This window comes from Streptomyces sp. NPDC002680 (assembly GCF_042889145.1).
Classification (GTDB): Bacteria; Actinomycetota; Actinomycetes; order Streptomycetales; family Streptomycetaceae; genus Streptomyces; species Streptomyces adonidis.
The window spans coordinates 1,194,822-1,215,673 of the sequence record NZ_JBIAQP010000001.1 but is presented as its reverse complement, the minus strand read 5'-3'; the positions used below and the strand labels follow the sequence as shown (position 1 = coordinate 1,215,673).

21 protein-coding genes are annotated in these 20,852 nt (G+C 71.0%); 17 read left to right on the top strand and 4 right to left on the bottom strand.

The genetic code is table 11. The features are described 5' to 3' along the window. Positions 1-8 precede the first annotated feature (8 nt). The 10 genes from ACFYXF_RS05515 to ACFYXF_RS05470 all read left to right on the top strand — a co-directional run bounded on the left by ACFYXF_RS05515 (position 9) and on the right by ACFYXF_RS05470 (position 8,237). Positions 9-1,223 carry an acyl-CoA dehydrogenase family protein gene (locus tag ACFYXF_RS05515; RefSeq protein WP_389348225.1) on the top strand — a complete coding sequence of 405 codons (1,215 nt, stop codon included), beginning with the start codon at positions 9-11 and terminating at the stop codon, positions 1,221-1,223. Further along, positions 1,220-1,996 (top strand): SDR family oxidoreductase, encoded by a 777-nt coding sequence (locus tag ACFYXF_RS05510; RefSeq protein WP_389348224.1) that lies wholly within the window; start codon positions 1,220-1,222, stop codon positions 1,994-1,996. The genes ACFYXF_RS05515 and ACFYXF_RS05510 overlap by 4 nt, the downstream gene beginning before the upstream one ends. Next, positions 1,993-2,799, top strand: coding sequence for an SDR family NAD(P)-dependent oxidoreductase (locus ACFYXF_RS05505; RefSeq protein WP_389348223.1), 807 nt, complete (start codon positions 1,993-1,995; stop codon positions 2,797-2,799). The genes ACFYXF_RS05510 and ACFYXF_RS05505 overlap by 4 nt, the downstream gene beginning before the upstream one ends. Then, the gene (locus ACFYXF_RS05500) at positions 2,796-3,620 is read left to right on the top strand and encodes an enoyl-CoA hydratase/isomerase family protein (RefSeq protein ID WP_389348222.1); all 825 of its coding nucleotides are present in this window, start codon (positions 2,796-2,798) and stop codon (positions 3,618-3,620) included. The genes ACFYXF_RS05505 and ACFYXF_RS05500 overlap by 4 nt, the downstream gene beginning before the upstream one ends. Before the next feature lie 65 nt (positions 3,621-3,685). Continuing rightward, a complete protein-coding gene (locus tag ACFYXF_RS05495) occupies positions 3,686-4,312 on the top strand; it encodes a TetR family transcriptional regulator (RefSeq protein ID WP_369031930.1) in 627 nt (208 codons plus the stop codon). Between the two features lie 113 nt (positions 4,313-4,425). Beyond that, on the top strand, positions 4,426-4,776 hold the full coding sequence (locus tag ACFYXF_RS05490; RefSeq protein ID WP_389348221.1) for a nuclear transport factor 2 family protein: 351 nt from the start codon (positions 4,426-4,428) through the stop codon (positions 4,774-4,776). Next, complete coding sequence (locus ACFYXF_RS05485) at positions 4,773-5,144, top strand: nuclear transport factor 2 family protein (protein WP_369031928.1); 372 nt, start codon at positions 4,773-4,775, stop codon at positions 5,142-5,144. Before ACFYXF_RS05490 ends, ACFYXF_RS05485 begins: the two co-directional genes overlap by 4 nt. Positions 5,145-5,161: 17 nt before the next feature. Next, entirely contained in the window at positions 5,162-5,482 is a 321-nt protein-coding gene (locus ACFYXF_RS05480; RefSeq protein WP_389348220.1) for an EthD family reductase, read from the top strand. A 173-nt stretch (positions 5,483-5,655) separates the two neighbouring features. Further along, the gene (locus tag ACFYXF_RS05475; RefSeq protein WP_389348219.1) at positions 5,656-7,188 is read left to right on the top strand and encodes a class I adenylate-forming enzyme family protein; all 1,533 of its coding nucleotides are present in this window, start codon (positions 5,656-5,658) and stop codon (positions 7,186-7,188) included. Next, positions 7,185-8,237 carry an MBL fold metallo-hydrolase gene (locus ACFYXF_RS05470; protein ID WP_389348218.1) on the top strand — a complete coding sequence of 351 codons (1,053 nt, stop codon included), beginning with the start codon at positions 7,185-7,187 and terminating at the stop codon, positions 8,235-8,237. Before ACFYXF_RS05475 ends, ACFYXF_RS05470 begins: the two co-directional genes overlap by 4 nt. A gap of 391 nt (positions 8,238-8,628) precedes the next feature. Here ACFYXF_RS05470 and ACFYXF_RS05465 read toward each other — a convergent pair whose 3' ends face one another. Both ACFYXF_RS05465 and ACFYXF_RS05460 read right to left on the bottom strand, forming a co-directional pair. After that, positions 8,629-9,378, bottom strand: a complete 750-nt coding sequence (locus tag ACFYXF_RS05465; RefSeq protein ID WP_389348217.1) for an SDR family NAD(P)-dependent oxidoreductase — start codon at positions 9,376-9,378, stop codon at positions 8,629-8,631. Between the two features lie 55 nt (positions 9,379-9,433). Next, complete coding sequence (locus ACFYXF_RS05460) at positions 9,434-10,237, bottom strand: SDR family NAD(P)-dependent oxidoreductase (protein ID WP_389348216.1); 804 nt, start codon at positions 10,235-10,237, stop codon at positions 9,434-9,436. Between the two features lie 271 nt (positions 10,238-10,508). Between ACFYXF_RS05460 and ACFYXF_RS05455 the strand changes: the two genes are divergently transcribed. The 3 genes from ACFYXF_RS05455 (at position 10,509) to ACFYXF_RS05445 (ending at position 15,310) form a co-directional block, all read left to right on the top strand. Next, positions 10,509-13,742: an amidohydrolase family protein gene (locus ACFYXF_RS05455; protein ID WP_389348215.1), complete on the top strand. Its 3,234-nt coding sequence runs from the start codon at positions 10,509-10,511 to the stop codon at positions 13,740-13,742. Positions 13,743-13,888: 146 nt separating this feature from the next. Continuing rightward, positions 13,889-14,845 (top strand): amidohydrolase family protein, encoded by a 957-nt coding sequence (locus ACFYXF_RS05450; RefSeq protein ID WP_389348214.1) that lies wholly within the window; start codon positions 13,889-13,891, stop codon positions 14,843-14,845. 9 nt (positions 14,846-14,854) lie between these two features. Next, positions 14,855-15,310, top strand: a complete 456-nt coding sequence (locus ACFYXF_RS05445; protein WP_327280375.1) for an RpiB/LacA/LacB family sugar-phosphate isomerase — start codon at positions 14,855-14,857, stop codon at positions 15,308-15,310. A gap of 75 nt (positions 15,311-15,385) precedes the next feature. On the opposite strand, the gene ACFYXF_RS05440 is transcribed toward ACFYXF_RS05445, so the two are convergent. Continuing rightward, positions 15,386-16,165, bottom strand: coding sequence for a DeoR/GlpR family DNA-binding transcription regulator (locus ACFYXF_RS05440; RefSeq protein WP_389348213.1), 780 nt, complete (start codon positions 16,163-16,165; stop codon positions 15,386-15,388). Between the two features lie 145 nt (positions 16,166-16,310). Between ACFYXF_RS05440 and ACFYXF_RS05435 the strand changes: the two genes are divergently transcribed. From ACFYXF_RS05435 to ACFYXF_RS05425, 3 genes are read left to right on the top strand one after another with little or no spacing between them, the layout of a single operon-like run. Further along, positions 16,311-17,216 (top strand): SIS domain-containing protein, encoded by a 906-nt coding sequence (locus tag ACFYXF_RS05435; RefSeq protein WP_389348212.1) that lies wholly within the window; start codon positions 16,311-16,313, stop codon positions 17,214-17,216. A 40-nt stretch (positions 17,217-17,256) separates the two neighbouring features. After that, positions 17,257-18,105: a class II fructose-bisphosphate aldolase gene (locus ACFYXF_RS05430; protein ID WP_389348211.1), complete on the top strand. Its 849-nt coding sequence runs from the start codon at positions 17,257-17,259 to the stop codon at positions 18,103-18,105. A 28-nt stretch (positions 18,106-18,133) separates the two neighbouring features. Continuing rightward, the gene (locus tag ACFYXF_RS05425) at positions 18,134-18,922 is read left to right on the top strand and encodes a helix-turn-helix domain-containing protein (protein ID WP_389348210.1); all 789 of its coding nucleotides are present in this window, start codon (positions 18,134-18,136) and stop codon (positions 18,920-18,922) included. 35 nt (positions 18,923-18,957) lie between these two features. On the opposite strand, the gene ACFYXF_RS05420 is transcribed toward ACFYXF_RS05425, so the two are convergent. Further along, entirely contained in the window at positions 18,958-20,106 is a 1,149-nt protein-coding gene (locus tag ACFYXF_RS05420) for a methyltransferase (RefSeq protein WP_389348209.1), read from the bottom strand. Positions 20,107-20,170: 64 nt separating this feature from the next. Between ACFYXF_RS05420 and ACFYXF_RS05415 the strand changes: the two genes are divergently transcribed. Further along, on the top strand, positions 20,171-20,812 hold the full coding sequence (locus ACFYXF_RS05415; RefSeq protein ID WP_389348208.1) for an alpha-ketoglutarate-dependent dioxygenase AlkB family protein: 642 nt from the start codon (positions 20,171-20,173) through the stop codon (positions 20,810-20,812). The last annotated feature ends 40 nt before the right edge of the window (positions 20,813-20,852 follow it).

Sequence of the window (20,852 nt, the reverse complement as noted above, 5' to 3'; positions counted from 1 at the left end):
CGCCACCCATGGATTTCGGACTCTCCCCGAAGGCCGAAGAACTCCGCACCCGGATGGCCGCGTTCATGGCGGAGTACGTCCTGCCCGCGGAGGCGGTGTACGACCGGCAGCTCGCGGAAGCGGACGACCCGCACGAACTCCCGCCGATCATGCGGGAGTTGAAGGAGAAGGCTCGCGCCGAAGGGCTCTGGAACCTCTTCCTCGCCCACGGTGACTGGGGCGCCGGCCTCACCAACCTCGAATACGCGCCCCTCGCCGAGTTGGCGGGACGCTCGGTGATGGGGCCCGAGGTGTTCAACTGCTCGGCCCCCGACACCGGCAACATGGAACTGCTCGCGCTCTTCGGCACCCCGGAGCAGCAAGACCGTTGGCTACGGCCCCTGTTGGCCGCCGAGATCCGGTCCTGCTTCGCGATGACCGAACCCGAGGTCGCCAGCTCCGACGCGCGCAACATCCGCACCCGGATCACCCGGGACGGCGACGAGTACGTCGTCAACGGCCACAAGTGGTACACCTCCGGCATCATCGACCCCGACTGCCGGCTGATCATCCTGATGGGCGTCACCGACCCGGACGCGCCCACCTACCGGCAGCAGAGCATGCTGCTGATCCCCCGGGACACCCCCGGCATCACCGTCCTGCGCGACCTGCCGATGTTCGGCTACACCGACCGCTGCGGCCACGGAGACGTGCTCTTCGAGGACGTACGGGTGCCGGTGGACGCCATGTTGGGCGGCGAAGGGGACGGATTCGCCCTGGCTCAGGGGCGGTTGGGGCCCGGGCGGATGCACTACGCCATGCGGGCCGTCGGATTCGCCGAGCGCGCACTGGAGTTGATGTGCCGCCGCACCCTCACCCGCACCGCGTTCGGGGGCGCGCTCGCCGAACAGGGCGTCGTGCGGGAGTGGATCGCGCGCAGCCGTATCGAGATCGAGCAGCTGCGGCTGCTGGTCCTCAAGTCGGCCTGGCTGATGGACACCCAGGGCAACTCGGCGGCCCGTACCGAGGTCGCCGCCATCAAGGTGGCCGCCCTGGAGGTCGCCCACCGGGTGGTCGACCGCGCGGTCCAGGCGCACGGCGCGGCCGGCGTCAGCGACGACACCGTACTGGCGCGGCTGTACGCCATAACCCGGGCACTGCGGATCGCGGACGGGCCCGACGAGGTGCATCTGCGGACGGTCGCGCGGCGCGAACTGGCCAAGTATCCCGAGGAGTCGGCGTGAAGGAACAGGTACTGAACGGCCGGGTCGCCGTGATCACCGGCGGCTCCCGGGGCATCGGCCTCGGCATCGCCAAGGCCTACCGGGAAGCGGGCGCCCATGTGGTGATCGCCGCCCGGAAACCGGACGGACTCGCGGCAGCGCGCGAGGAGTTGCTGCGCGTCAAGGGCGACGGCGAGGTTCACGAGGTCGTCGCCAACGCGGGGGAGCCGGCGGACGCGGAGCGGTGTGTCGAGGAGACCGTGTCCCGGTTCGGCAGGCTCGACGTGCTGGTCAACAACGCGGCCACCAACCCCTACATGGGCCCGCTCCTCGACCTCGACCTGCCCCGCGCGGAGAAGACGGTACGGGTCAACCAGTACGGCATGCTCGCCTGGACCCGCTGCGCCTGGCGGGCCTGGATGGCGGAGCACGGGGGAGCGGTCGTCAACATCGCCTCCGTCGGCGGACTGATCGTCGACCCCCACATCGGCTGGTACAACGCCACCAAGGCGGCCATGCTGCACATGACCCGCCAACTCGCCTACGAACTCGGCCCGATGGCACGCGTGAACGCGATCGCGCCCGGCCTGATCAAGACCGAACTGGCCAGGGCCGTCTGGGAGCCACGAGAACCGATCCTGACCGCGAAGCTTCCGCTGCGCAGGCTCGGGACCCTGGAGGACGTGGCACACGCGGCCGTCTTCCTGGCCTCCGAGGCCTCGTCCTGGATGACAGGACAGACGCTGGTCCTGGACGGCGGAGCGACAGTACTGCCGATCGGGGTGGAGGGATGACCGCAGTGGCCGAGCCGCTCACGGAGCTGTTCTCGCTGCGGGGGCGGACGGCCGTGGTCACCGGGGCGTCCTCCGGTCTCGGCGCCCGGTTCGCCGCCGTACTCGCGGCGGCGGGCGCGACGGTGTTCGCGGCGGCCCGGCGGCTGGAGAAGCTGAAGGAACTCGCCGACGCGGACCCCCGTATCCACCCCGTCGTCTGCGACGTCTCGCGCGAGGAGGAACGGGTACGGCTGATCACGACGGCGCTCGACGAGACCGGCCGGATCGACGTCCTCGTCAACAACGCCGGCGCGCCCGGAGCCGTACGCGCCGAGGACGAGAGCCCCGACGACTTCGCGGACGTACTGGCGGTGAACCTGGTCGCGCCGTTCCACCTGGCACGGCTGCTGGCCGAAGCGCCGACACCGACCACGACGCCAACAGTTGCGTCACTGTCCGGTCGTACGAGATCGGTCGTGAACGTCTCGTCCGTGCTCGGGCTGGTCTCGGGTGCCCCGCTGGGAGGCGCCGCCTACGCCGCCTCCAAGGCCGGGCTCGTCGGGCTCACCCGTGAACTGGCCGGTCAGTGGGGGCAGTTGGGGGTGCGGGTCAACGCGCTCGCCCCCGGCTGGTTCCACTCGGAGATGACCGAGGAACTGTTCGCCGACGAGCGCTCGCGGCGGTGGGTCGAGCGCGGCACCATGCTTGGGCGCGGTGGTGAACAGGGGGAGCTGGACGGGGCGTTGCTCTTCCTGGCGTCGGACGCGTCCTCGTACTGCACCGGACACGTCCTCACCGTGGACGGCGGGTGGACCGCGCGATGAGGGTCACGGTAGAGGTCGACGGAGACGGGCTGGCGCACATCGAGATGTGCCGGGGCGCGGGCAACGCGATCGATCTGGCGATGGCCCGAGCGCTGTTGGACGCGGCCCGGGAGTGCGAGAAGGCGCGGGCGCGGGCCGTACTGCTCACCGGACAGGGGCGTTCCTTCTGCGTCGGCGGCGACCTGAAGGAGTTCGCCGCGCTGTCCGGAGAGCGCCTGACCGGGCACCTCACCGATGTCACCGACGCACTCCACGGAGCGCTGCGGATCCTCGCCGGGCTGGACGCCCCACTGGTGGCCGCCGTCCAGGGGGCCGTCGCCGGAGCGGGGCTCGGGCTGGCGACCGCGGCGGACGTGACCCTCGCGGCGAGCGACGCCCGCTTCACGGCCGCGTACACCGCGATCGGATACACACCCGACGCCGGAACCAGCTGGTCGTTGCCCCGACTCGTCGGACCACGGCGGGCCATGGAACTGCTGCTGACCAACCGGCGGGTACCGGCCCCGGAGGCGCTGGCCATGGGGCTGGTGAGCCGGGTCGTCGCGCCGGAGCGGCTGTACGAGGAGGCCGTCGAGGCGGCGGGCGCGTTGGCGCGCGGGGCCACGGGGGCGTACGGCGTGACACGGCGGCTGGTGGGACGGGCGCTGTCGGCCGGCCTAGACGAACACCTTGACGCGGAGGCCCGGCAGCTGGCCGCCGCCGCGGTGTCGCCGGAGGGCCGGGAAGGCGTGGCGGCGTTCCTCGACGGCCGACCGCCCGACTTCGCCCGCAGTGACGGCACACCAGGGACCCGGTCGACCTTCGATTCGAAACCGACTTGAACTTGGGTCTACTCTCGGACGACCGGACGGTGATCGGAACCGTGCGTGGAGCAGAGGGAGAGACGATGGCAAGGGCACGGATCGTGGATCCGGAGGAGGGGCCCAGGTCGAAGCGCGGCGCGATCCTCGTGGCCGCCGTGGAGCGGTTCGGGGAGGACGGCTACGAGAACACCAAGTGGTCGGAGGTGGCCGACCGGGTCGGGATCGGGCAGACCGCCCTCTACCACTACTTCGAGTCCAAGGCCCACTGCCTGCTCACCATCATGCGCCTGGAACTCCAGCGCTCCCACGACATGTTCGTGGAGGCCACGGCCGACGAGACGGAACCCGTGGAGGAACTGCGCGCGGCGGTCCGGGCCGCCTTCGCGGTGACCGACCAGGAGATCCGCCAGATGCGCATCCTGCAGGCCAACATGTCCCTGCTCGCCAACCCGCGGAAGTCCAAGCGTGAGGAGACCGAGCGCGTCGCTGCCCGGCAGCTGGTCCAGATGGTCGAGCGGGACTGGACGAACCTGCTGATGCGCGGCATGTCGAAGGGCGCCTTCCCGGTCCGGGACGCGCACACCCTCGGCCTCGGCGTCCTCGGCATGATCGTGAGCGTCTGGCGCTGGTACCGCCCGACCGGGGCGATCCCGCTGCCGGAGATCAGCGAGATGATCGAGGGGTGTGTGGTGCGGATGGTCGCCGAATAGCACGTCGGCCCGCCCCTTGTCGGGGGCGGGGCGGCTGCCTTACAGTCAAACTGAACTGAACTCAGGTTGTTTGATGATGATTGTTCAATGGCGCTGAGGGAGAGCGATCAGCAATGGTGCTTCGCGAATACATGGCCAGAATGGACGGCCAGGACCCGGAAAAGGCCCTCGAACTCCTGGAACCGGACTTCCGGTTCCTCATCGCCCTCCCCGGCGCCCAACGGTCCGGTACGTCCCGTGCGGACTTCGCCGAGTACATCGCGGGACGCGCCGCTGTGGACCGTACGCACGAGATCAAGCGGTACTCGGTCGACGGCGACGTCGAGACGGTGTACGGCTTCGTCGTCGAGAAGGGCGTGACCACCGGCGCGTTCCTGTCCGCCGTACTGGTCTCGCCGGCCGGGCTGATGGCGCGCTACCAGTCGTTCTTCACGACCGACTTCGACCTGGTGGACCGGGCATGACCACACACACGGCCTCCTTCCTCAGCAACTGGTTCGCGATCCTGGACAGCGACGACGCCGACCGGATCCTCGACCTGATCAGCGACGACTTCTCCTTCTCCATCCTGTTCTCCACCGGCGGCGACGGCGCGACCGACTTCCACGGCGGCCGTCCCGAGATGGAGGGCTATCTCGCCCAGCGCGCGGTGGGTGTCCGCACCCACCACCGGCTCACCGCGAGCACGGTCGGCCAGGACGAACTGTTCCTCGGCGAGGTACGGCGGTCCGGCGTACCGGAGGCGACCTTCGTGGCCTCGGCCCGGCTCGACGGAGAGGGCAAGGTGCGGCGGCTGATGATCGGGCGTTCGCCCGCGGTCCTGTTCACGTGATCGACCAAGGAGGGCGGATGTACAACCTCGTACTGCTGGCGGCCCGGCCGCCCGAGTGGACGCATGAGCGGTTCATCGACTGGTGGCGCGGCGACCACGCCGAACTGACCCGTCGGCTGCCCGGCCTCAGGGCCTGGCGGCACACCGACATCGACGCGGCCTTCGAACCGCGTTCGGAGGGTTGGGACGGTCTCTCCGTCCTGAGCTTCGACACCGCCGACGACCTGCGCAAGGCGCTGCGGAGCCCCGAGTGGGCGGAGGCCGTCGCCCAGGTCGGCGACATGCGCGGACGCCGGATCGCCGTCATGGGCGGCGAGCTGGAGATGTACGCGGGCTGAGCGCGGCCGGGGCTGGGCCGCGTTCGTAAAGTCCCGTCCTTCGTCCGGTGCGGCGAGTGGGGTCCTCCCTCTGGGGGAGCGTGCCAGGCGTCGCGAGGCAGGCGGGGCTTTGCGGACACGGCCTGGGGCCCGGGCATTCTGGACAACCCCTTCGCGAAGAGGCGAGGAAGCGGATGCGACAGACAGTGCGGGAGTTCTACGACCGGTCCCAGCGGGCCGACTTCACAGCGGTCGTCGACGACCACGGCCGACACGGCGCCCGCGACCTTCTCCAGCGTGCGGCCGATCTGGCCGAGGCGATGAGCCCCGAATGGGCGCCGGGCGGCACGGTGCTCCTCCAGGCCGACAACTCCTGGCGGACCGTTGCCACGACCCTCGCCGTCGGACTGACCAACGGCGTCCTGGCGCTGGTCAACCGGCACACGACCCCTGCCGAGTTCGCGGCGGCCATGGAGGACATCCGGCCGGATGTCGTGATCGCCGAACCGTCCGCGATGACGGAATGGGGCGTCGACCGGGCCATGCCGGACGCGCGCACGGCCCAGGCCCTCGACGGCTGGACGGTACGAGCCGGCCACGGCCCACGGGACGTCTCCCGCTGGTCGGGCGGCACCCTCATCGGACTGACCTCCGGCTCCACCGGACGGCCCAAGGGTGTCGTGCAGTCCGAGGACGCCCTGCGGTACGCGTGTACGTGCACGATCGACGTCAACGGTCTGCGTGACGGGGACGCCGTGGCCGCCGTGGTCCCGCTCTCCTCGACTGCCGCCTACTGCTTCGGGGTCTCTCTGGCCCTCATGCTGGGCGGTCCTCTCGTCCTGACCGGCCGATGGGACCGAGAGGAGGCGCTCGCACGCATGGCGGCCCATGACGTCCGGTGGACCATGTGCGTACCGACCATGGCCCTGCAGATGGGCTCGGCCGCGGCCGGCTCGAAGGTCCTCGACGGGGTCCGCTCGATCACCGTCGGCGGCGGCCCCATGGACAGCGGCGCCCTCGCCCGGGCCGAACGCTCCCTGGGAACGAGGATCCTGCGCGTCTTCGGCATGTCCGAGTGCTTGGGCCACACCTCCCCGAGCCCCGACGACCCCGAGGAGATCCGCCTGGGCCGTGACGGACGCCCCTTCCCCGGCACCGAACTACGCGCGGTCGCCGCCGACGGCACAGTCCTGGGACCGGGTGCGACCGGCCGAGCCCAGGTCCGAGGCCCGTCCCTGTTCCTCGGCTACGCCCGGGACGGCAAGACCGAACCGCCGGCCCTGACCCCCGACGGCTTCTTCCCCACCGGCGACCTGCTGACGACCGGCGAGGACGGCACGGTCACTGTCATGGGCCGGGAGAAGGACGTCATCATCCGAGGCGGACGCAACCTCGACATCACCGAGATCGAACGCGCCGTCGCCACCCACCCGGCAGTGGCCCGCGCCTGCGTGACCCCCGTCCCGGACCCCCTCCTGGGCGAACGCGCCGCGGTCCTCGTCGTGCCCGAGGACGGCGCCGCGGCCCTAGGGCTCGACGAGATCCGCGAACACCTCGCCCGCACCGGCCTGTCGAAGGCCAAGTGGCCCGAATTCGCTTTCACCGTGGGCGAGTTGCCGCAGACGACAGTCGGCAAGCTGGACCGCTCGGGAGCCCGCGGTCTCGCCCGCGAACTGCACGCGAGGCTCCCCGCACACGACGAAGAGCACCGGCAAGGAGACGCATGACCACCCCCACGACCCCCACCCCCCGTTTCGACCGCGGACGATGGGCGGAAGGCGGGCCCGAGACCGTACGACCCGGTGTCCACCGCATCCCGCTCCCGCTGCCGGACGACGGACTGCGGGCCGTCAACGTCTACGCGCTGGAGGGCCTGACGGAGGGGCTGGTGCTGATCGACGGAGGATGGTCGATCCCCGAGTCCCGCAAGGCACTTGAGGACGCCCTCACCGGACTGGGCCACGACCTCGGCGAGATCAGTCACATCCTGGTCACCCACATCCACCGCGACCACTACACCCAGGCCGTCGAACTGCGCAGGCTGCTCGGCTCCCGGGTCTACCTGGGCGCGGGGGAGCGGCGCGGGCTGGAGCTGCTGGGGGAGCTGCGCTCGAACGAGCCGGTCGGTTCGCTCCGGACGTTGCGGAGGGCAGGGGCGGACGAACTCGCCGAGCGGGTGGCGGCGATGTACGACAAGGACTTCGACCTGAGTGTGTGGGAGGCGCCGGACCGCTGGTTGGACGAGGAGGAACTCCTCTTCGGCGACACGTCGCTGTCGGTCGTCCCGACGCCCGGTCACACCCGGGGCCATGTCGTCTACCTGGACCGGGCCCGGGGCCTGCTGTTCTCCGGGGACCACGTCCTGCCGCACATCACCCCGTCGATCGGATTCGAACTGGGCGGTACGGCCCTGCCGTTGGGCGACTACCTGGACTCACTACGCCGGATGACCACCCTGACAGACGCGCAACTCCTGCCCGCACACGGCCCGGTCGGCGCCAGCGTGCACGCACGCACGGAGGAACTCCTGGCCCACCACGACGAACGTCTCACCGAGACGTTGACTGTGCTGGGTGTGCGGACGCGCAACGCGTACGAGGTGGCGGGGGAGTTGGGCTGGACCCGTCGAAGGCTGCCCTTCGCGGACCTGAACGCCTTCAACCAGATGCTCGCGGTGAACGAGACGGCGGCGCACCTGGACGTGCTGGTGGCTCGCGCCCAGGCGAGTTGCACACGCACGGACGACGTCAACTGGTACACGGCGACGAGGGTCTGAGAACGAACACTTTTCTCGCCCCCGCCGCCCCTACCCGTTCCCATCCTTCTGGGGGCTGCCGCCCCCAGACCCCCGCTGTCGGCCCTGAAGGGGCCTTGTCCTCAAACGCCGGACGGGCTGGGTGGGGGTACGGGCCGCCGTTTGAGGACAACCACGCTCAGCCCACTCTTTCCGCCACCCGCCCACCCCCGCCGCTTCCGCGGCACAGGCGGTTCCTCTCCAGCGCCGGCCGGGGCATTCCAGCCCGTCCGGCGCTGGAGGACGGGGGGCCACCCTCCAGCCCGTCCGGCGTTTGAGGACGAGGCCGTTCAGGCCGATAGCGGGGGTCTGGGGGCGCAGCCCCCAGGGATGGGAACGGGTAGGGGCGGCGGGGGCGAAACAAACAACCACCTCAACGCGCCGTCCAACCCCCATCGACATACAACTCAGACCCAGTCACAAAGCTCGCGTCATCGGAAGCGAGAAACGCCACCGCCCCCGCCACCTCCTCAGGCGTCCCCAACCGCCCCAACGGCGTCCCCTCGACCATCGCCGTCAACCGAGGCGTATCACGCCACAGTTCACGCGACCGAGGCGTCTCGATGAACCCGGGATGCAGCGAATTCACCCGCACACCACGCGTCGCCCAGTGCAACGCGGCATTCTTCGTCATCAACCGCACAGCCCCCTTCGCCGCGTGATACGAGAACTGCGCACCAAATCCCCCCACCGTCCCGAAGATCGACGCGACATTGACGATCGAGCCGCCCCCAGAGCGCTCGATCGCCGCACCCCCGTACTTCATACCGAGCCAGACCCCGGTCTGGGTCACGCCGAGAACCCGCTCCCAGGACTCCATGGTCTCGGTCTCGACCGTATGCATGGTCGCGATGCCGGCGTTGTTGACCAGCACGGACAGCCCACCCAACGCGGCGGTCACCGCAGCGACGACCTCACGCCAAGCCGACTCGTCCGAGACGTCCAGGGCCAGCCCCAGCGCCCCACCCCCGACCTCCTCGGCGAGCTTCGCGCAGCGATCCCCGTCGAGGTCGGTCACCACGACCACCGCACCCTCGGCCGCGAGCCGCCGCACGACGGCATCACCGATACCTCCCGTGGCCCCGGTCACCAGCGCCGTCTTTCCAGCCAGCCTCGCCTGCATCGAATCCCCTGTCCCAGTTGTCCCAGCCATGGATCTCAGCGCGCCCTACCAGTCCTCAGTCCCGCACCCCGAGCCAGGCAAGCGCACCCCCATCGATCACATACGACGCCCCGGTGACGAACGCCGCATCCTCCGACGCCAGGAAGCACGCCAGCTTGGCAACCTCCTCAGGACGCCCGAGCCGTTCCACCAACTGCGGTGCGGTCAGCTCCCGTTCCATGGCGTCACGGTCCGTCGCGGCGGCGAAGTACTCCTGGGCGAGCGGTGTGTCGATGACGCCGGGGCAGAAGCAGTTGCAGCGCACCGGGGCCAGGTCGACGGCGGTCACCTTGGTCAGATGGATGACACCGGCCTTGGTGACGCCGTACGCGGGGGCGTTGGGAAAGCCGGTGAGGCCGGAGACGGAGGCGGCGTTCACGATGGCGGGCCCCCGCCGCGAGCGGCGCAGATGGGGTGCGGCGAACTTGGTGGTCAGCCACACCGCCTTGAGGTTCACCTCGTAGACGGCGTCCCAGACCTCCTCGGAGAGCGACTCGACCCCACGGTCCGGCTCAGCCGTGAACGCGGTCTCGATCACCCCCGCGTTGTTGACCAGCACGTCGAGCCCGTCGAAACACTCCGCCGTACGCGCCACCATCGCCTGGATGTCGTCCCGCACACGCAGATCGCAGACGATCGCCTCGGCCCGCGCCCCCTCCGCGCGGACGAGATCCGCCGTCTCGGCAGCGGTCTCCTTGTTCCGGTCGGCGACAGCCACGGCCGACGCGCCCTGCCGGGCCATCTGTACGGCGATCGCCCGCCCGATGCCCTGTCCCGCGCCGGTGACGAGCACGGTCCTGCCATTGAGGGAACCCAGCATGAGTCTGCTCCCGATCCCGAGTACGCGACGCACATCCCGAAACAAGCCGTACATCCTGAACTGAACTAGCTTCATTTTCTTCGAGTCTAGATTTGCGCGACAGCGGGGGGCAAGGCTCACGTCAGAGTGAAGTTCGGCCGAGAAGCGCCGGGCGGGGTCCCCCGAAGGCCACTCTGCCCCTTACGTTCTTCTCCTCACCGATCTCACCTGCCCGGCCCGTCCGACCTGCCCAACCTGTCCGACATGCCAACTCCGCACACTGGGAGCCCCCTTGGACGCCGAAGACTCCTTCAGCACCACGGACGACGACACCCGGTTCGGCCCGCTCTCCCGCCGCAGATTCCTCCAGGCGACCGCCAAGGCAACGGTGACGGCCACCGTCACGACCACCGCACTCGCCGCCGCCACACCCCTCGCGGTCGCCGCGCCCCACACGGCGACCGACCTCACCTTCACCGCCGCCACGGGCGGCTCCGCGACCCTCGCCCCCGTCGGGGACCGGCTGGTCGCCGAGATCCAGAACGTGCTCTGGTCCGTGCCGCGCGGCGGAGGCACCGCCGTCCCGCTGACTCCGCCCGGCCTCGAACCCACGCGCCCCCAGTTCTCGCCCGACGGCAGCCGGCTCGTCGTATGCGCCTACCGAGGCGGAGCCTTCCACCTCTGGACGCTGCGCCCCGACGGCACCGGCCTGCGGCAGCTCACCGACGGCCCATGGGACGACCGGGGCCCGGCCTGGTCACCGGACGGCACCCGGATCGCGTTCGCCTCCGAGCGCGGGGGAGACACGGTGACCGGCGCCCCGTACCGCGTCTGGGTCGTGGAAGTACGCACGAGCACGCTGATCCGGCTCACCGGGCGCCCGGGTCAGCAGGGTCCCGGGCAGGACACGGCCTGGGAGGACTTCGACCCGACCTGGTCGCCCGACGGCGAGCGGGTGCTGTTCGTGCGCGCGACCGTCCCCGCACCGGGCACGCTCCGTGCGACCACCGTCGCGTCCGTGGCCGCCGACGGCTCGGGCCCGGTCGTCACGGAGCACACCGACGGCTCCGGTGCCCAGCTCATGACCCCCGCCGTCTCACCCACCGGACGCCTCGCCTATCTGCGCACCACGGCCGCACCCACGGCTTCCTGCACCCTCGTCGTGGACGGCACACCGGTCACCGTCGACGGCGACCTCCTCCCGGCACCGCCCCGCTGGACGGACGGCGAACGCCTGCTGTTGAACATCGACGGCCACTTCAACCTCCTCGACCCGGATGCACCGGCACCCGCCGACCGCGAGGAGATCCCGTTCACGGCCACGCTCCCCGTGCAGCGCCCCAAGTACCGCGTCAAGTCATACGACTTCGAGGGCGCCGGCACCCGTCCCGTCCGAGCGCTCCACCTCCCCGCCCTCTCACCCGACGGCCGGTCCGTCGCGTTCGCCGCGCTCAACGCGCTGTGGACCGTCGGCACGACTGGCGGTCGGCCACCCCGCAAGGTCCTCCAAGTCCCCACCACCCGCTATGTGTTGGCACCGACCTGGACACCAGACGGTACGGCGCTGGTGTACGCCGACGACCGCGACGGCCTGTTCACCGTGCGGCGCCGCGACCTCGACTCAGGCGCGGAGACCGTGCTCGCCGAGGGCGGCCGGGTCTTCCCCGCCCTCGCGCCCGACGGGACCCGGCTGGCCTGCCTGGACATGTCGGGCAACCTCGTGGTGCGCGACCTGCCCGACGGTGCCGAACGGGTCCTCGCCGCACCGCTCGGCGCGGGCGGTCTGCCCGGTCGCCCCAGCTGGTCTCCCGACGGCCGGTACGTCGCCTTCTGCGACCGCAACCGTGTCAACCAGCGCTTCCGTGAGGGCTTCAACCTCATCCGGGTCGTCGACACGACCACAGGTACAGCCGTCCTGCACGCCCTCGCCCCGCACACCTCGCTCGCCGACCGCTACGACTCCGGGCCCGTCTGGTCCCCGGACGGCCGCTGGATGGCCGTCGTCGCCGAGTCCGCGCTCTGGCTGCTGCCGGTCCGCGCCGACGGGACCCCCGACGGCGAGCCGCGCAGGCTCACCGACGAACCCGCCGACCACCCGTCCTGGTCCGCCGACGCCCGCACCCTCCTCCACCTCTCCGCCGGCACCCTGCGCCTGACCGACATCGCCGACGGCGGCACCCGTACCGTCCGAGTCCGGCTGGACTACCGCAGACCCCGCCCGGCCGACACGGTCGTCCACGCGGGCCGCTTCTGGGACGGCACCGGACCGGACGTCCGCGAGGACATCGATGTCGTGGTCCGCGACGGCCGTATCGCCGAGGTCGCCCCGCACCGGGCCGGCCGCGCGGCCGTACGCCGGATCGACGTGAGCGACCGCACGGTGATCCCGGGCCTGTGGGACGCGCACACCCACCCCTGGCAGTCCACCTACGGCGGCCGGCAGACCGCACTCCAGGTCGCGTACGGCATCACGACCGCCGTCTCGCTCGGCGGCTTCGCCTACGAACAGGCCCGCATCCGGGAGGCGGTCGCCGCCGGTGCCCTCGCCGGACCCCGGCTCCTGTCCACGGGCGAACTGCTCGACGGCGGACGCGTCGCCTACAGCATGGCGCGCGCCCACCGCACTCCCGAGGGCCTGCGCCGCTCGCTGACCCGGGCGCGGGCGCTCGACTGGGACTTCGTGAAGACGTACGTACGAGCCCCCGGTTGGGTGATGAAGGAGGCCGCCGACTTCGCCCACGACCGGCTCGGGGTGCGCAGCGGCAGCCATCTGTGCAGCCCGGGCGTACAGCTGGGCCAGGATCTGACGACCCATCTGCAGGCCACCCAGCGACTGGAGTTCGGGCACGCGACCACGGCAACGGGCCGCGCGTACCAGGACTTGGCGGAGATCTACACCCGTACCGACTTCCACCTGATCGCCACCCCGTTCACGGCGGCTCCCCTGCTCGGTGCCGACCCCACCCTCGCCGACGACCCGCGAGTCACGACGCTCATGCCCCCGTGGGACACCGCACTTGTCCGGCAACAGGCAGCGCTTCCGCCCACCGATGCCCAACTGGCGACTCTGGGAAGGGAGTTGGAAATCTACCGGCGGATCCTCGCGGCGGGCGGTCTGGTCGCGCTCGGCACTGACCAGCCGCTCGTCCCGGTGGGCCTGCACCTGCACCTGGCCCTGCGCGCACTGCACCGAGCCGGCCTCTCACCGGCGGAGGCACTGCGCACCGCCACCCTGCTGCCCGCGCGGGTCTTCGGCGCCGACGCCGACCTGGGCACGCTGGAGGAGGGCAAGTTCGCCGACCTCACGATCGTGGACGGCGACCCCTTCACCGACTTCGCCACCCTGGTCCGCACCGTGGCCGTCCTGCGAGGCGGCGTCCCCTTCGAGCAGGCCGACCTCGTCGACGCCTTCGGCTCCACTCGGCGCCACGACCCACAGGGATCGTCGTCCTCCTCCGAGCACTGGCTGGAGGTCAGCCACCAGATGCGACGGGAGGGCTGCTGCGACCCCGGCAGCGGGGGCTGACCGCCGGGGCGGGATCTCTCCGGGATGCTCGGGATGCTCGGGATGCTCCGAGATGTGGCGTGGACCTCATGTCGCGTATCGTCATTTGTTGGCCGATAACGAACATCATGCACCGGATCGGCCGAATCCGAGGAGGATCGGGACGTATGACGGACACCATCCGGACGGATCCCACCCGCATCGACGTCCATCAGCATCTGATCCCGCCGGAGCGTGCCCGTGCCATGGCCGGGCGCGCCGCCGGGCTCGGCTGGCCCGCGCCCGTGTGGGACGAGGCGAGCGCGCTCGCGATGATGGACCGCCGGTCCATCGCCACCGGCGTGCTGTCGTACGCCGCACCGCTCGCCGCCCCCGACGACCCGGACGGCGCCCGGACCGGGGCCCGGAGCGTCAACGAGTACACCGCCGAACTGGTCAAGAACCGGCCCGACCGCTTCGGCCTGTTCGCCGTACTGCCCCTCCCGGACATCGACGGCGCGCTCGCCGAGGCCGCCCACGCGCTGGACGAGCTGAACGCCGACGGCGTGATGGTCCTGTCCAACGTCCAGGGCCGCTATCTCGGCGACCCGGAGTTCGAGCCCCTGTGGGCCGAGCTGGACCGCCGGTCCGCCGTCGTCCTCGTCCACCCCACCGCCCCGCCGGGCCCTCCGGACCCCGCGCTGCCGCCCGCCCCACTGGTCGATTTTCCCTACGACACCACCCGCACCGCGCTGCATCTGGTGATGCGCGGGGTACCCCGGCGTCATCCCCGGATCAGGATGATCCTGCCGCACGCGGGCGGCTTCCTGCCGTACGCCGCCCACCGGCTGGCGCTCGCCGGACACCTCGACCCCGACACCACCCCCGAGGACTTCCTCACCGACCTGCGCCGCTTCTACTTCGACACCGCCCTCGCGGGCAGCCCCGCGACCCTGCCCTCGCTGCTGGCCTTCGCCGACCCCGAACGCGTCCTGTTCGGCAGCGACTTCCCCATGCTCCCCGAGGAGTGGGGCACCGGCTTCGACAACGGCCTTGACGGGTACTCCGGTTGGGGCCCCGGCCAGCTGCACGCGATCAATCGTGGCAACGCCGAGGCGCTCATTCCGCGACTCGCGGCGGGTTAGTCTCGGGGCATGCGGATCTCCGTCTCCTCCGACATGGACGAACCCGTGGCTCGCGCCCTCCTCGGGCAGTTGCGCGACCGCGGACACGACGTGGTGACGTACGGGGCGCTGAGCCCTGGTGACGATCCGCAGTGGGCCGCCTGCTCGGAGGCGGCGGCCCGCGAGGTCGCCGCCGGGAACGCCGACCAGGCCGTCGTGTGCTGCTGGACCGGCACGGGCGCGTCGATCGCCGCGAACAAGGTGCCCGGTGTACGAGCCGCCCTGTGCACGGACGCCTACACGGCGGACGGCGCCCGCCGCTGGAACGACGCCAACGTGCTCGCGCTCAGCCTGCGCCTGACCTCGGAACCGCTGCTGAAGGAGATCCTGGACGCCTGGTTCGCCGCCGAGGCGAGCGCGGACGCCGAGGACCGGGAGAACGTGGCGCGCGTCGAGCGGCTGGACAACACGAGAACCGCCCCCTGAGCCAAGGCAGTCGAAGGAGGACCGCGATCCCTCGGACCGCATTCCCTCGGACCGGAATCCCTCGGACCGCGCTCCTCAGACGGTGATCACCCTGAGTCCGGCCTCCTCGAACCGCCCCACCGTCTCCTCGTCGGCCGCCGTGTCCGTGACGAGCGTGTCCACGGCCTCGATCCCGCAGATCCTGGCGAACGCCCGCCGCCCCAGCTTGCTGGAGTCGGCGGCGACCACCACACGCCCGGCGCACTCGCACAGCAGCCGGTTGATCGCGGCCTCCGCCTCGTCGTTCGCCGCCGCCCCGTGGACGACGTCGAGGGCGACCACGCCCAGTACAGCCATGTCGATGGTGATCTGGCTCAGCACACCGTCGGCGAGCGGCCCCACGAGTTCGTACGACTGAGGGCGCGCGACCCCGCCCGTCAGCACGATCTTGAACTGGGGTCGTACGGCTAGCTCGTTGGCGATGTTCAGCGCGTTGGTGACGATCGTCAGCGCGGGCGAGCCGACGGTCGGATCACCGCGTACGGCCAACGCGCGCGCCACTTCCGTCGTGGTCGTCCCGCCGTTCAGGCCCACCGCCTCGCCGGGGGCGACCAGACCCGCGACCGCCCGCGCGATGCGCTGCTTCTCGGAGGCGCTGCGGGCGGTCTTGTAGCGCAGCGGCAGTTCGTACGACACCCCGTGCACGACCGCGCCGCCCCTGGAGCGTACGAGCATCTGCTGCTCGGCGAGCTGGTCGAAGTCACGGCGGATCGTCGCGGCCGACACCCCCAGCTCGGCCGCCGCCTCCTCGACCTCCAGTCGGCCCCGCTCGACCAGCAGCTCCAGCAGGGACTTCCAGCGGGCGTCCCGGGACATCCGGACTCTCCGTTCCTCGATCTTCCGCGACCCTAGCGCACCGAATGTTCACAGCCCTTGGCGCTCGAATGCTTGATTCTGCTCGAAACATGGCTATATCTTGCAAGAACGAGCATGAACCCGCTCTCTGGGGGAGAGGTACCGCATGACCCATGTCGAGGACGAACTGAACAGCCAGCCCGAGTGCTGGACCCGCGTCGCCGCGGAGGCGGCCGAGCATGCCCACGCGCTGCCGACGGCAGGGGAGCGGGTCGCGATCGTGGGCTGCGGCACCTCGTACTTCATGGCGCAGGCCGTCGCGGCCCTGCGGGAAGGTGCCGGCCAGGGCGAGACGGACGCCTTCGCCGCCTCAGAGTTCCCCTACGGCCGCCTGTACGACCGGGTCGTCGCCCTCACCCGGTCCGGCACCACCACCGAGGTGCTCGAACTGCTCGGACGACTGAGGGACGGCACACCCACGGGTACGCGGACGCGGACGACCGCGATAACCGCCGATCCCCGAACTCCCGTGATGGAAGCGGCCGATGACCTCGTCGTGCTCGACTACGCGGACGAACGCTCCGTCGTACAGACGAGATTCGCCACCACCGCCTTCACGCTGCTCCGGGCCCACCTCGGACTCCACGACGAGACCGTGCTCGACGACTGCCGTACCGCGCTCTCGACTCCGTTGCCCGAAGGGCTCGTCGAGTGCACGCAGTTCACCTTCCTCGGCCGGGGCTGGACGGTGGGGCTCGCCAACGAGGCCGGGCTGAAGATGCGCGAGGCGTCGCTGTCCTGGACCGAGGCCTATCCGGCGATGGAGTACCGGCACGGCCCCATCAGCGTCACCACCCGCTCCACGGCCACCTGGATGTTCGGCGAGGCACCGGAGGGGCTGGCCCAACAGGTCCGGGACACCGGTGCCTTGTGGGTGGCTGGCGTCCTCGACCCGCTCGCCGAACTCGTGCGCGCACAGCGCCTCGCGGTCGCGGTGGCGGCGGCACGAGGCCTCGACCCCGACCGCCCGCGCCACCTCACCCGCTCGGTGATCCTCGCACCAGCACTCTGATGCCTCGTCGGCGGAAGCCGGAAGGAAAGAAGGAGGAGACATGCCCCTGGTGACCACCGGTGAACTCGTCACCCGGGCCGCCGCCACGCGTTCGGCGGTCGCCGCGTTCAACGTCATCACCCTGGAGCATGTCGAGGCCGTCATCGTCGGTGCGGAGCAGGCGGGTTCACCCGTCGTCCTCCAAGTCAGCGAGAACGCCGTCAAGTTCCGCCAGGGACAGGTCCTTCCGCTGGCCCGCGCCGCCGCCTCGGCCGCCGAACACGCCGCCGTACCCGTCGCGTTGCACCTCGACCACGTCCAGAGCGACGACCTGTTGCGTCAGGCGCCCGGTGCCGGATTCAGCTCCGTGATGTACGACGCGGCCCGCCTGTCGTACGCCGAGAACCTCGCCGCGACCAGGGCCGCCGCCGACTGGGCGCATGCCCAAGGGCTCTGGATCGAGGCCGAGTTGGGACAGGTGGGCGGCAAGGACGGACGGCCCCCGCTGGACGCCCACGCACCCGGCGCCCGTACCGACCCCGCCGAGGCCCGTGCCTTCGTCGCCGACTCAGGGGTGGACGCCCTCGCCGTGGCCGTCGGCAGCACGCACGCCATGACCACGCGTACGGCGGCCCTCGACCACGACCTCCTGAAGCGGCTCGCCGCCACCCTGGACGTCCCCCTCGTCCTGCACGGCTCGTCCGGCGTTCCGGACGACGAACTCGTGGCCGCTGTCGCGGCCGGCATCACCAAGGTCAACGTCGGTACGGCCCTCAACATCGCCATGACCGACGCCATCAGGGAGTTCCTCGCCACCCACCCCGAGGCCGTCGACCCGCGCAAGTATCTGAGCGTGGGCCGGGAAGCGATGACACGGGCGGTGGCCCGGATCATCGGCGTGCTGGGCTGACAGTTACAACAGCTGGTATTTTTTCACCATGCACGAAACGGAGCTGTACCTCGGGGAGCCGCCGCACGTGGCGAACGCGGGCGTCGGCGTGCACGGCGTCGCGAGCCGCACCGACGTCTTCCGGCTGCCGGAGCTGTGGCAGCTGCACCTCTACCAGTACGAGGCCGAGCTGATCGTCGGCGGCACACCGCACATCGTCCGCCCCGGCCGCGTCAGCCTCGTACCGCCCGGCACCACGGTCCGCTTCCGCTACCAGGGCCGCTCCGAACACCTCTACGCACATCTGCGCATCCCCGCCACCGGACCCTCGCGCACCGTCCCCGTCGTCCAGGACGTGGGCCCCGAACTCCCCACCCTCACCGGCCTGTTGCTCGCGGCCATCGCCGCCGTGCCACGCGCCCCCGAGCACACGAGAGCCGAGATCTGGACCGCGCTGTGGCGCATCGCCCACCTCACCCCGGACACCGAACGCCCCGGCCCCGGCCCGCATCCGGCGGTCAGCGCGGCCATCGCGTACATCGAGGGCCAGCTGGCCGCCCCGCTCACCGTGCCGGCCGTAGCCCAGGCGGCGGGCGTCTCGCACAACCACCTGACCAGGCTGTTCAAGGCCGCGACCGGCGACACGGTGGTCGGCTGGATCCGCCGTCGGAGACTCGACCGCGCCCGCCACCTGCTGCGCGCTTCGACCCTGTCGATCCCGGCGGTGGCCGCTTCCGTGGGCATCCCCGACCTCCAGGCCTTCAACAAGGCATGCCGCCGCGAACTGGGCGCGTCACCACGAGCGCTACGGGGAGAGACGACCACCACCGGCACCTGAGGTGGTAGAAATTCATCCCCAGATGGCCTACCTCGTCACTGCTTGACGGCCTTCAGCACCACGAACTTGGCATCGCTCGCGACGAGTCGGCTGTTGCCGAACAGCTTCCGCAGCTTGAGGTGATAGCCGAGATGCCGGTTGCCGATCACCCACAGCTCACCGCCCGGCCGCAGCGCCCGCCGCGCGCCGGTGAACATTCGCCAGGCCGTGGCGTCCGACGTCGCCTGGTGGGTGTGGAACGGCGGGTTGTTGAGCACGAGGTCGACGCTTCCGTCCGCGATCCCGGCCAGCCCGTCCCCGACCCGGAACTCGGCACGCCCGTCCGGCAGTTCGTTGGCCCGGTATGTCTCCTCCGCCGAGGCCACCGCCTGGAACGACTCGTCGACGAACACCAGCTCGGCCTCCGGCGCGGCCAGCGCCACGGCCGTACCGACCACACCGTTCCCGCAGCCCAGGTCCACCACCCGGGGGGCACCTGACGGCTCCGGCAGATGCTGGAGGAAGAACCGGGTGCCGATGTCGAGACGCTCGGCGCAGAAGACGCCCGCGTGGTTGACGACGGTGTGTCCGGAGGCGGGGCCGATACCGTCGGGCAGCGAGTAGCGGAGGGGCCAGGGATTGACGCCCTTGCCCACCGACGGGCCGATGCCGGCGTGGATGAGCCGGGCCTTCTTCTCCGCGAGGGAGGTCCGGGTCGGGCCGACGATCCGCTCGAACAGCTTCAGCGTCGAGGTGTGGATCTCCTTCACCATGCCGGTGCCGACGACGACCGTGTCCTTGTGCAGCGCGGGCGCCAGCCGCAGCAGCTGGTCCTCAAGGAGCGCCAGACTCTTCGGCACCCGCACGAGCAGCACGTCGACGCGCTCGGGCGGCGGATCCTGGGTGGTGAGCAGTCGTACGGAGTCCTCGTCCACGTCGGCCCGCCGCAGGTTCGCCCGGGTCGCCTCCTGGGCGAGGAACGAGTCGGTGATCTGCGTCGGCCGGTGCGCGGCGAGCGCCGTGGTGAGCGCGCCCCAGCGGTCGCCGACGACCACGACCGTGCCGGACAGATCGGTGCCGTCCTCCGCGAGATGCCCGAGAAGGTACTCGTCGGCGGCGTCCCACGCACGGAGCCGCTCACGCGGATCGGCGGGGAAACGGGTCAGCGTCAGTTCGGCCCAGGGAGTCGTCATACGGTCGGTCATCGTGGCCCCACCCTACAGAGCCGCAGCTCACACCCCGTCGGCCCCGTCGGGCAGGATGGGATCCATGGACGCCGAGCTGTTCCCCAGAGCCCGTACGGAGATCGCGCCGGGCGCGGTGCACGTGCCGGACTGGCTGGACGCGGCACGTCAGCGCGAGCTGCTGGACGCCTGCCGCGACTGGGCACGCCCACCGGCAGGCCTGCGCACGGTCCGCACGCCCGGCGGCGGCACCATGACCGCCCGGCAGGTCTGCCTCGGCTGGCACTGGTACCCGTACGCCTACGCCCGCACCGCCGTCGACGGCGACGGCGCGCCGGTGAAACCGTTCCCCGACTGGCTGGGCGAGCTGGGGAAGGAGGCGGCCAGGGCAGCGACGTACGACGGCGGCCCCGACTACGACATCGCGCTGATCAATTTCTACGACGCCGACGCCCGCATGGGTATGCACCGCGACAGCGACGAGCGTTCGGACGCGCCCGTGGTGTCCCTGAGCCTCGGCGACACCTGCGTCTTCCGCTTCGGCAACACCGTGACACGGACCCGCCCGTACACGGACGTCGAACTGCGCAGCGGCGACCTGTTCGTGTTCGGCGGCGCCTCCCGCCTCGCCTACCACGGGGTACCACGGGTGTACGAGGGCACGGCACCGCCCGAGTTGGGACTGACCGGCCGACTGAACGTGACGCTGAGGGTCAGTGGTTTGTAAGCGGTCCGAACAGCGGCCCCTGGAAGGGGCCCCGCAGGGG

Bases quoted from the DNA above. Each gene is read 5' to 3' on its own strand.
- ACFYXF_RS05515 (WP_389348225.1), top strand. From the start codon at position 9: ATGGATTTCGGACTCTCCCCGAAGGCCGAAGAACTCCGCACCCGGATG.
- ACFYXF_RS05505 (WP_389348223.1), top strand. From the start codon at position 1,993: ATGACCGCAGTGGCCGAGCCGCTCACGGAGCTGTTCTCGCTGCGGGGG.
- ACFYXF_RS05500 (WP_389348222.1), top strand. From the start codon at position 2,796: ATGAGGGTCACGGTAGAGGTCGACGGAGACGGGCTGGCGCACATCGAG.
- ACFYXF_RS05495 (WP_369031930.1), top strand. From the start codon at position 3,686: ATGGCAAGGGCACGGATCGTGGATCCGGAGGAGGGGCCCAGGTCGAAG.
- ACFYXF_RS05490 (WP_389348221.1), top strand. From the start codon at position 4,426: ATGGTGCTTCGCGAATACATGGCCAGAATGGACGGCCAGGACCCGGAA.
- ACFYXF_RS05485 (WP_369031928.1), top strand. From the start codon at position 4,773: ATGACCACACACACGGCCTCCTTCCTCAGCAACTGGTTCGCGATCCTG.
- ACFYXF_RS05480 (WP_389348220.1), top strand. From the start codon at position 5,162: ATGTACAACCTCGTACTGCTGGCGGCCCGGCCGCCCGAGTGGACGCAT.
- ACFYXF_RS05475 (WP_389348219.1), top strand. From the start codon at position 5,656: ATGCGACAGACAGTGCGGGAGTTCTACGACCGGTCCCAGCGGGCCGAC.
- ACFYXF_RS05470 (WP_389348218.1), top strand. From the start codon at position 7,185: ATGACCACCCCCACGACCCCCACCCCCCGTTTCGACCGCGGACGATGG.
- ACFYXF_RS05465 (WP_389348217.1), bottom strand. From the start codon at position 9,378: ATGCAGGCGAGGCTGGCTGGAAAGACGGCGCTGGTGACCGGGGCCACG.
- ACFYXF_RS05460 (WP_389348216.1), bottom strand. From the start codon at position 10,237: ATGCTGGGTTCCCTCAATGGCAGGACCGTGCTCGTCACCGGCGCGGGA.
- ACFYXF_RS05450 (WP_389348214.1), top strand. From the start codon at position 13,889: ATGACGGACACCATCCGGACGGATCCCACCCGCATCGACGTCCATCAG.
- ACFYXF_RS05445 (WP_327280375.1), top strand. From the start codon at position 14,855: ATGCGGATCTCCGTCTCCTCCGACATGGACGAACCCGTGGCTCGCGCC.
- ACFYXF_RS05440 (WP_389348213.1), bottom strand. From the start codon at position 16,165: ATGTCCCGGGACGCCCGCTGGAAGTCCCTGCTGGAGCTGCTGGTCGAG.
- ACFYXF_RS05435 (WP_389348212.1), top strand. From the start codon at position 16,311: ATGACCCATGTCGAGGACGAACTGAACAGCCAGCCCGAGTGCTGGACC.
- ACFYXF_RS05430 (WP_389348211.1), top strand. From the start codon at position 17,257: ATGCCCCTGGTGACCACCGGTGAACTCGTCACCCGGGCCGCCGCCACG.
- ACFYXF_RS05425 (WP_389348210.1), top strand. From the start codon at position 18,134: ATGCACGAAACGGAGCTGTACCTCGGGGAGCCGCCGCACGTGGCGAAC.
- ACFYXF_RS05420 (WP_389348209.1), bottom strand. From the start codon at position 20,106: ATGACCGACCGTATGACGACTCCCTGGGCCGAACTGACGCTGACCCGT.
- ACFYXF_RS05415 (WP_389348208.1), top strand. From the start codon at position 20,171: ATGGACGCCGAGCTGTTCCCCAGAGCCCGTACGGAGATCGCGCCGGGC.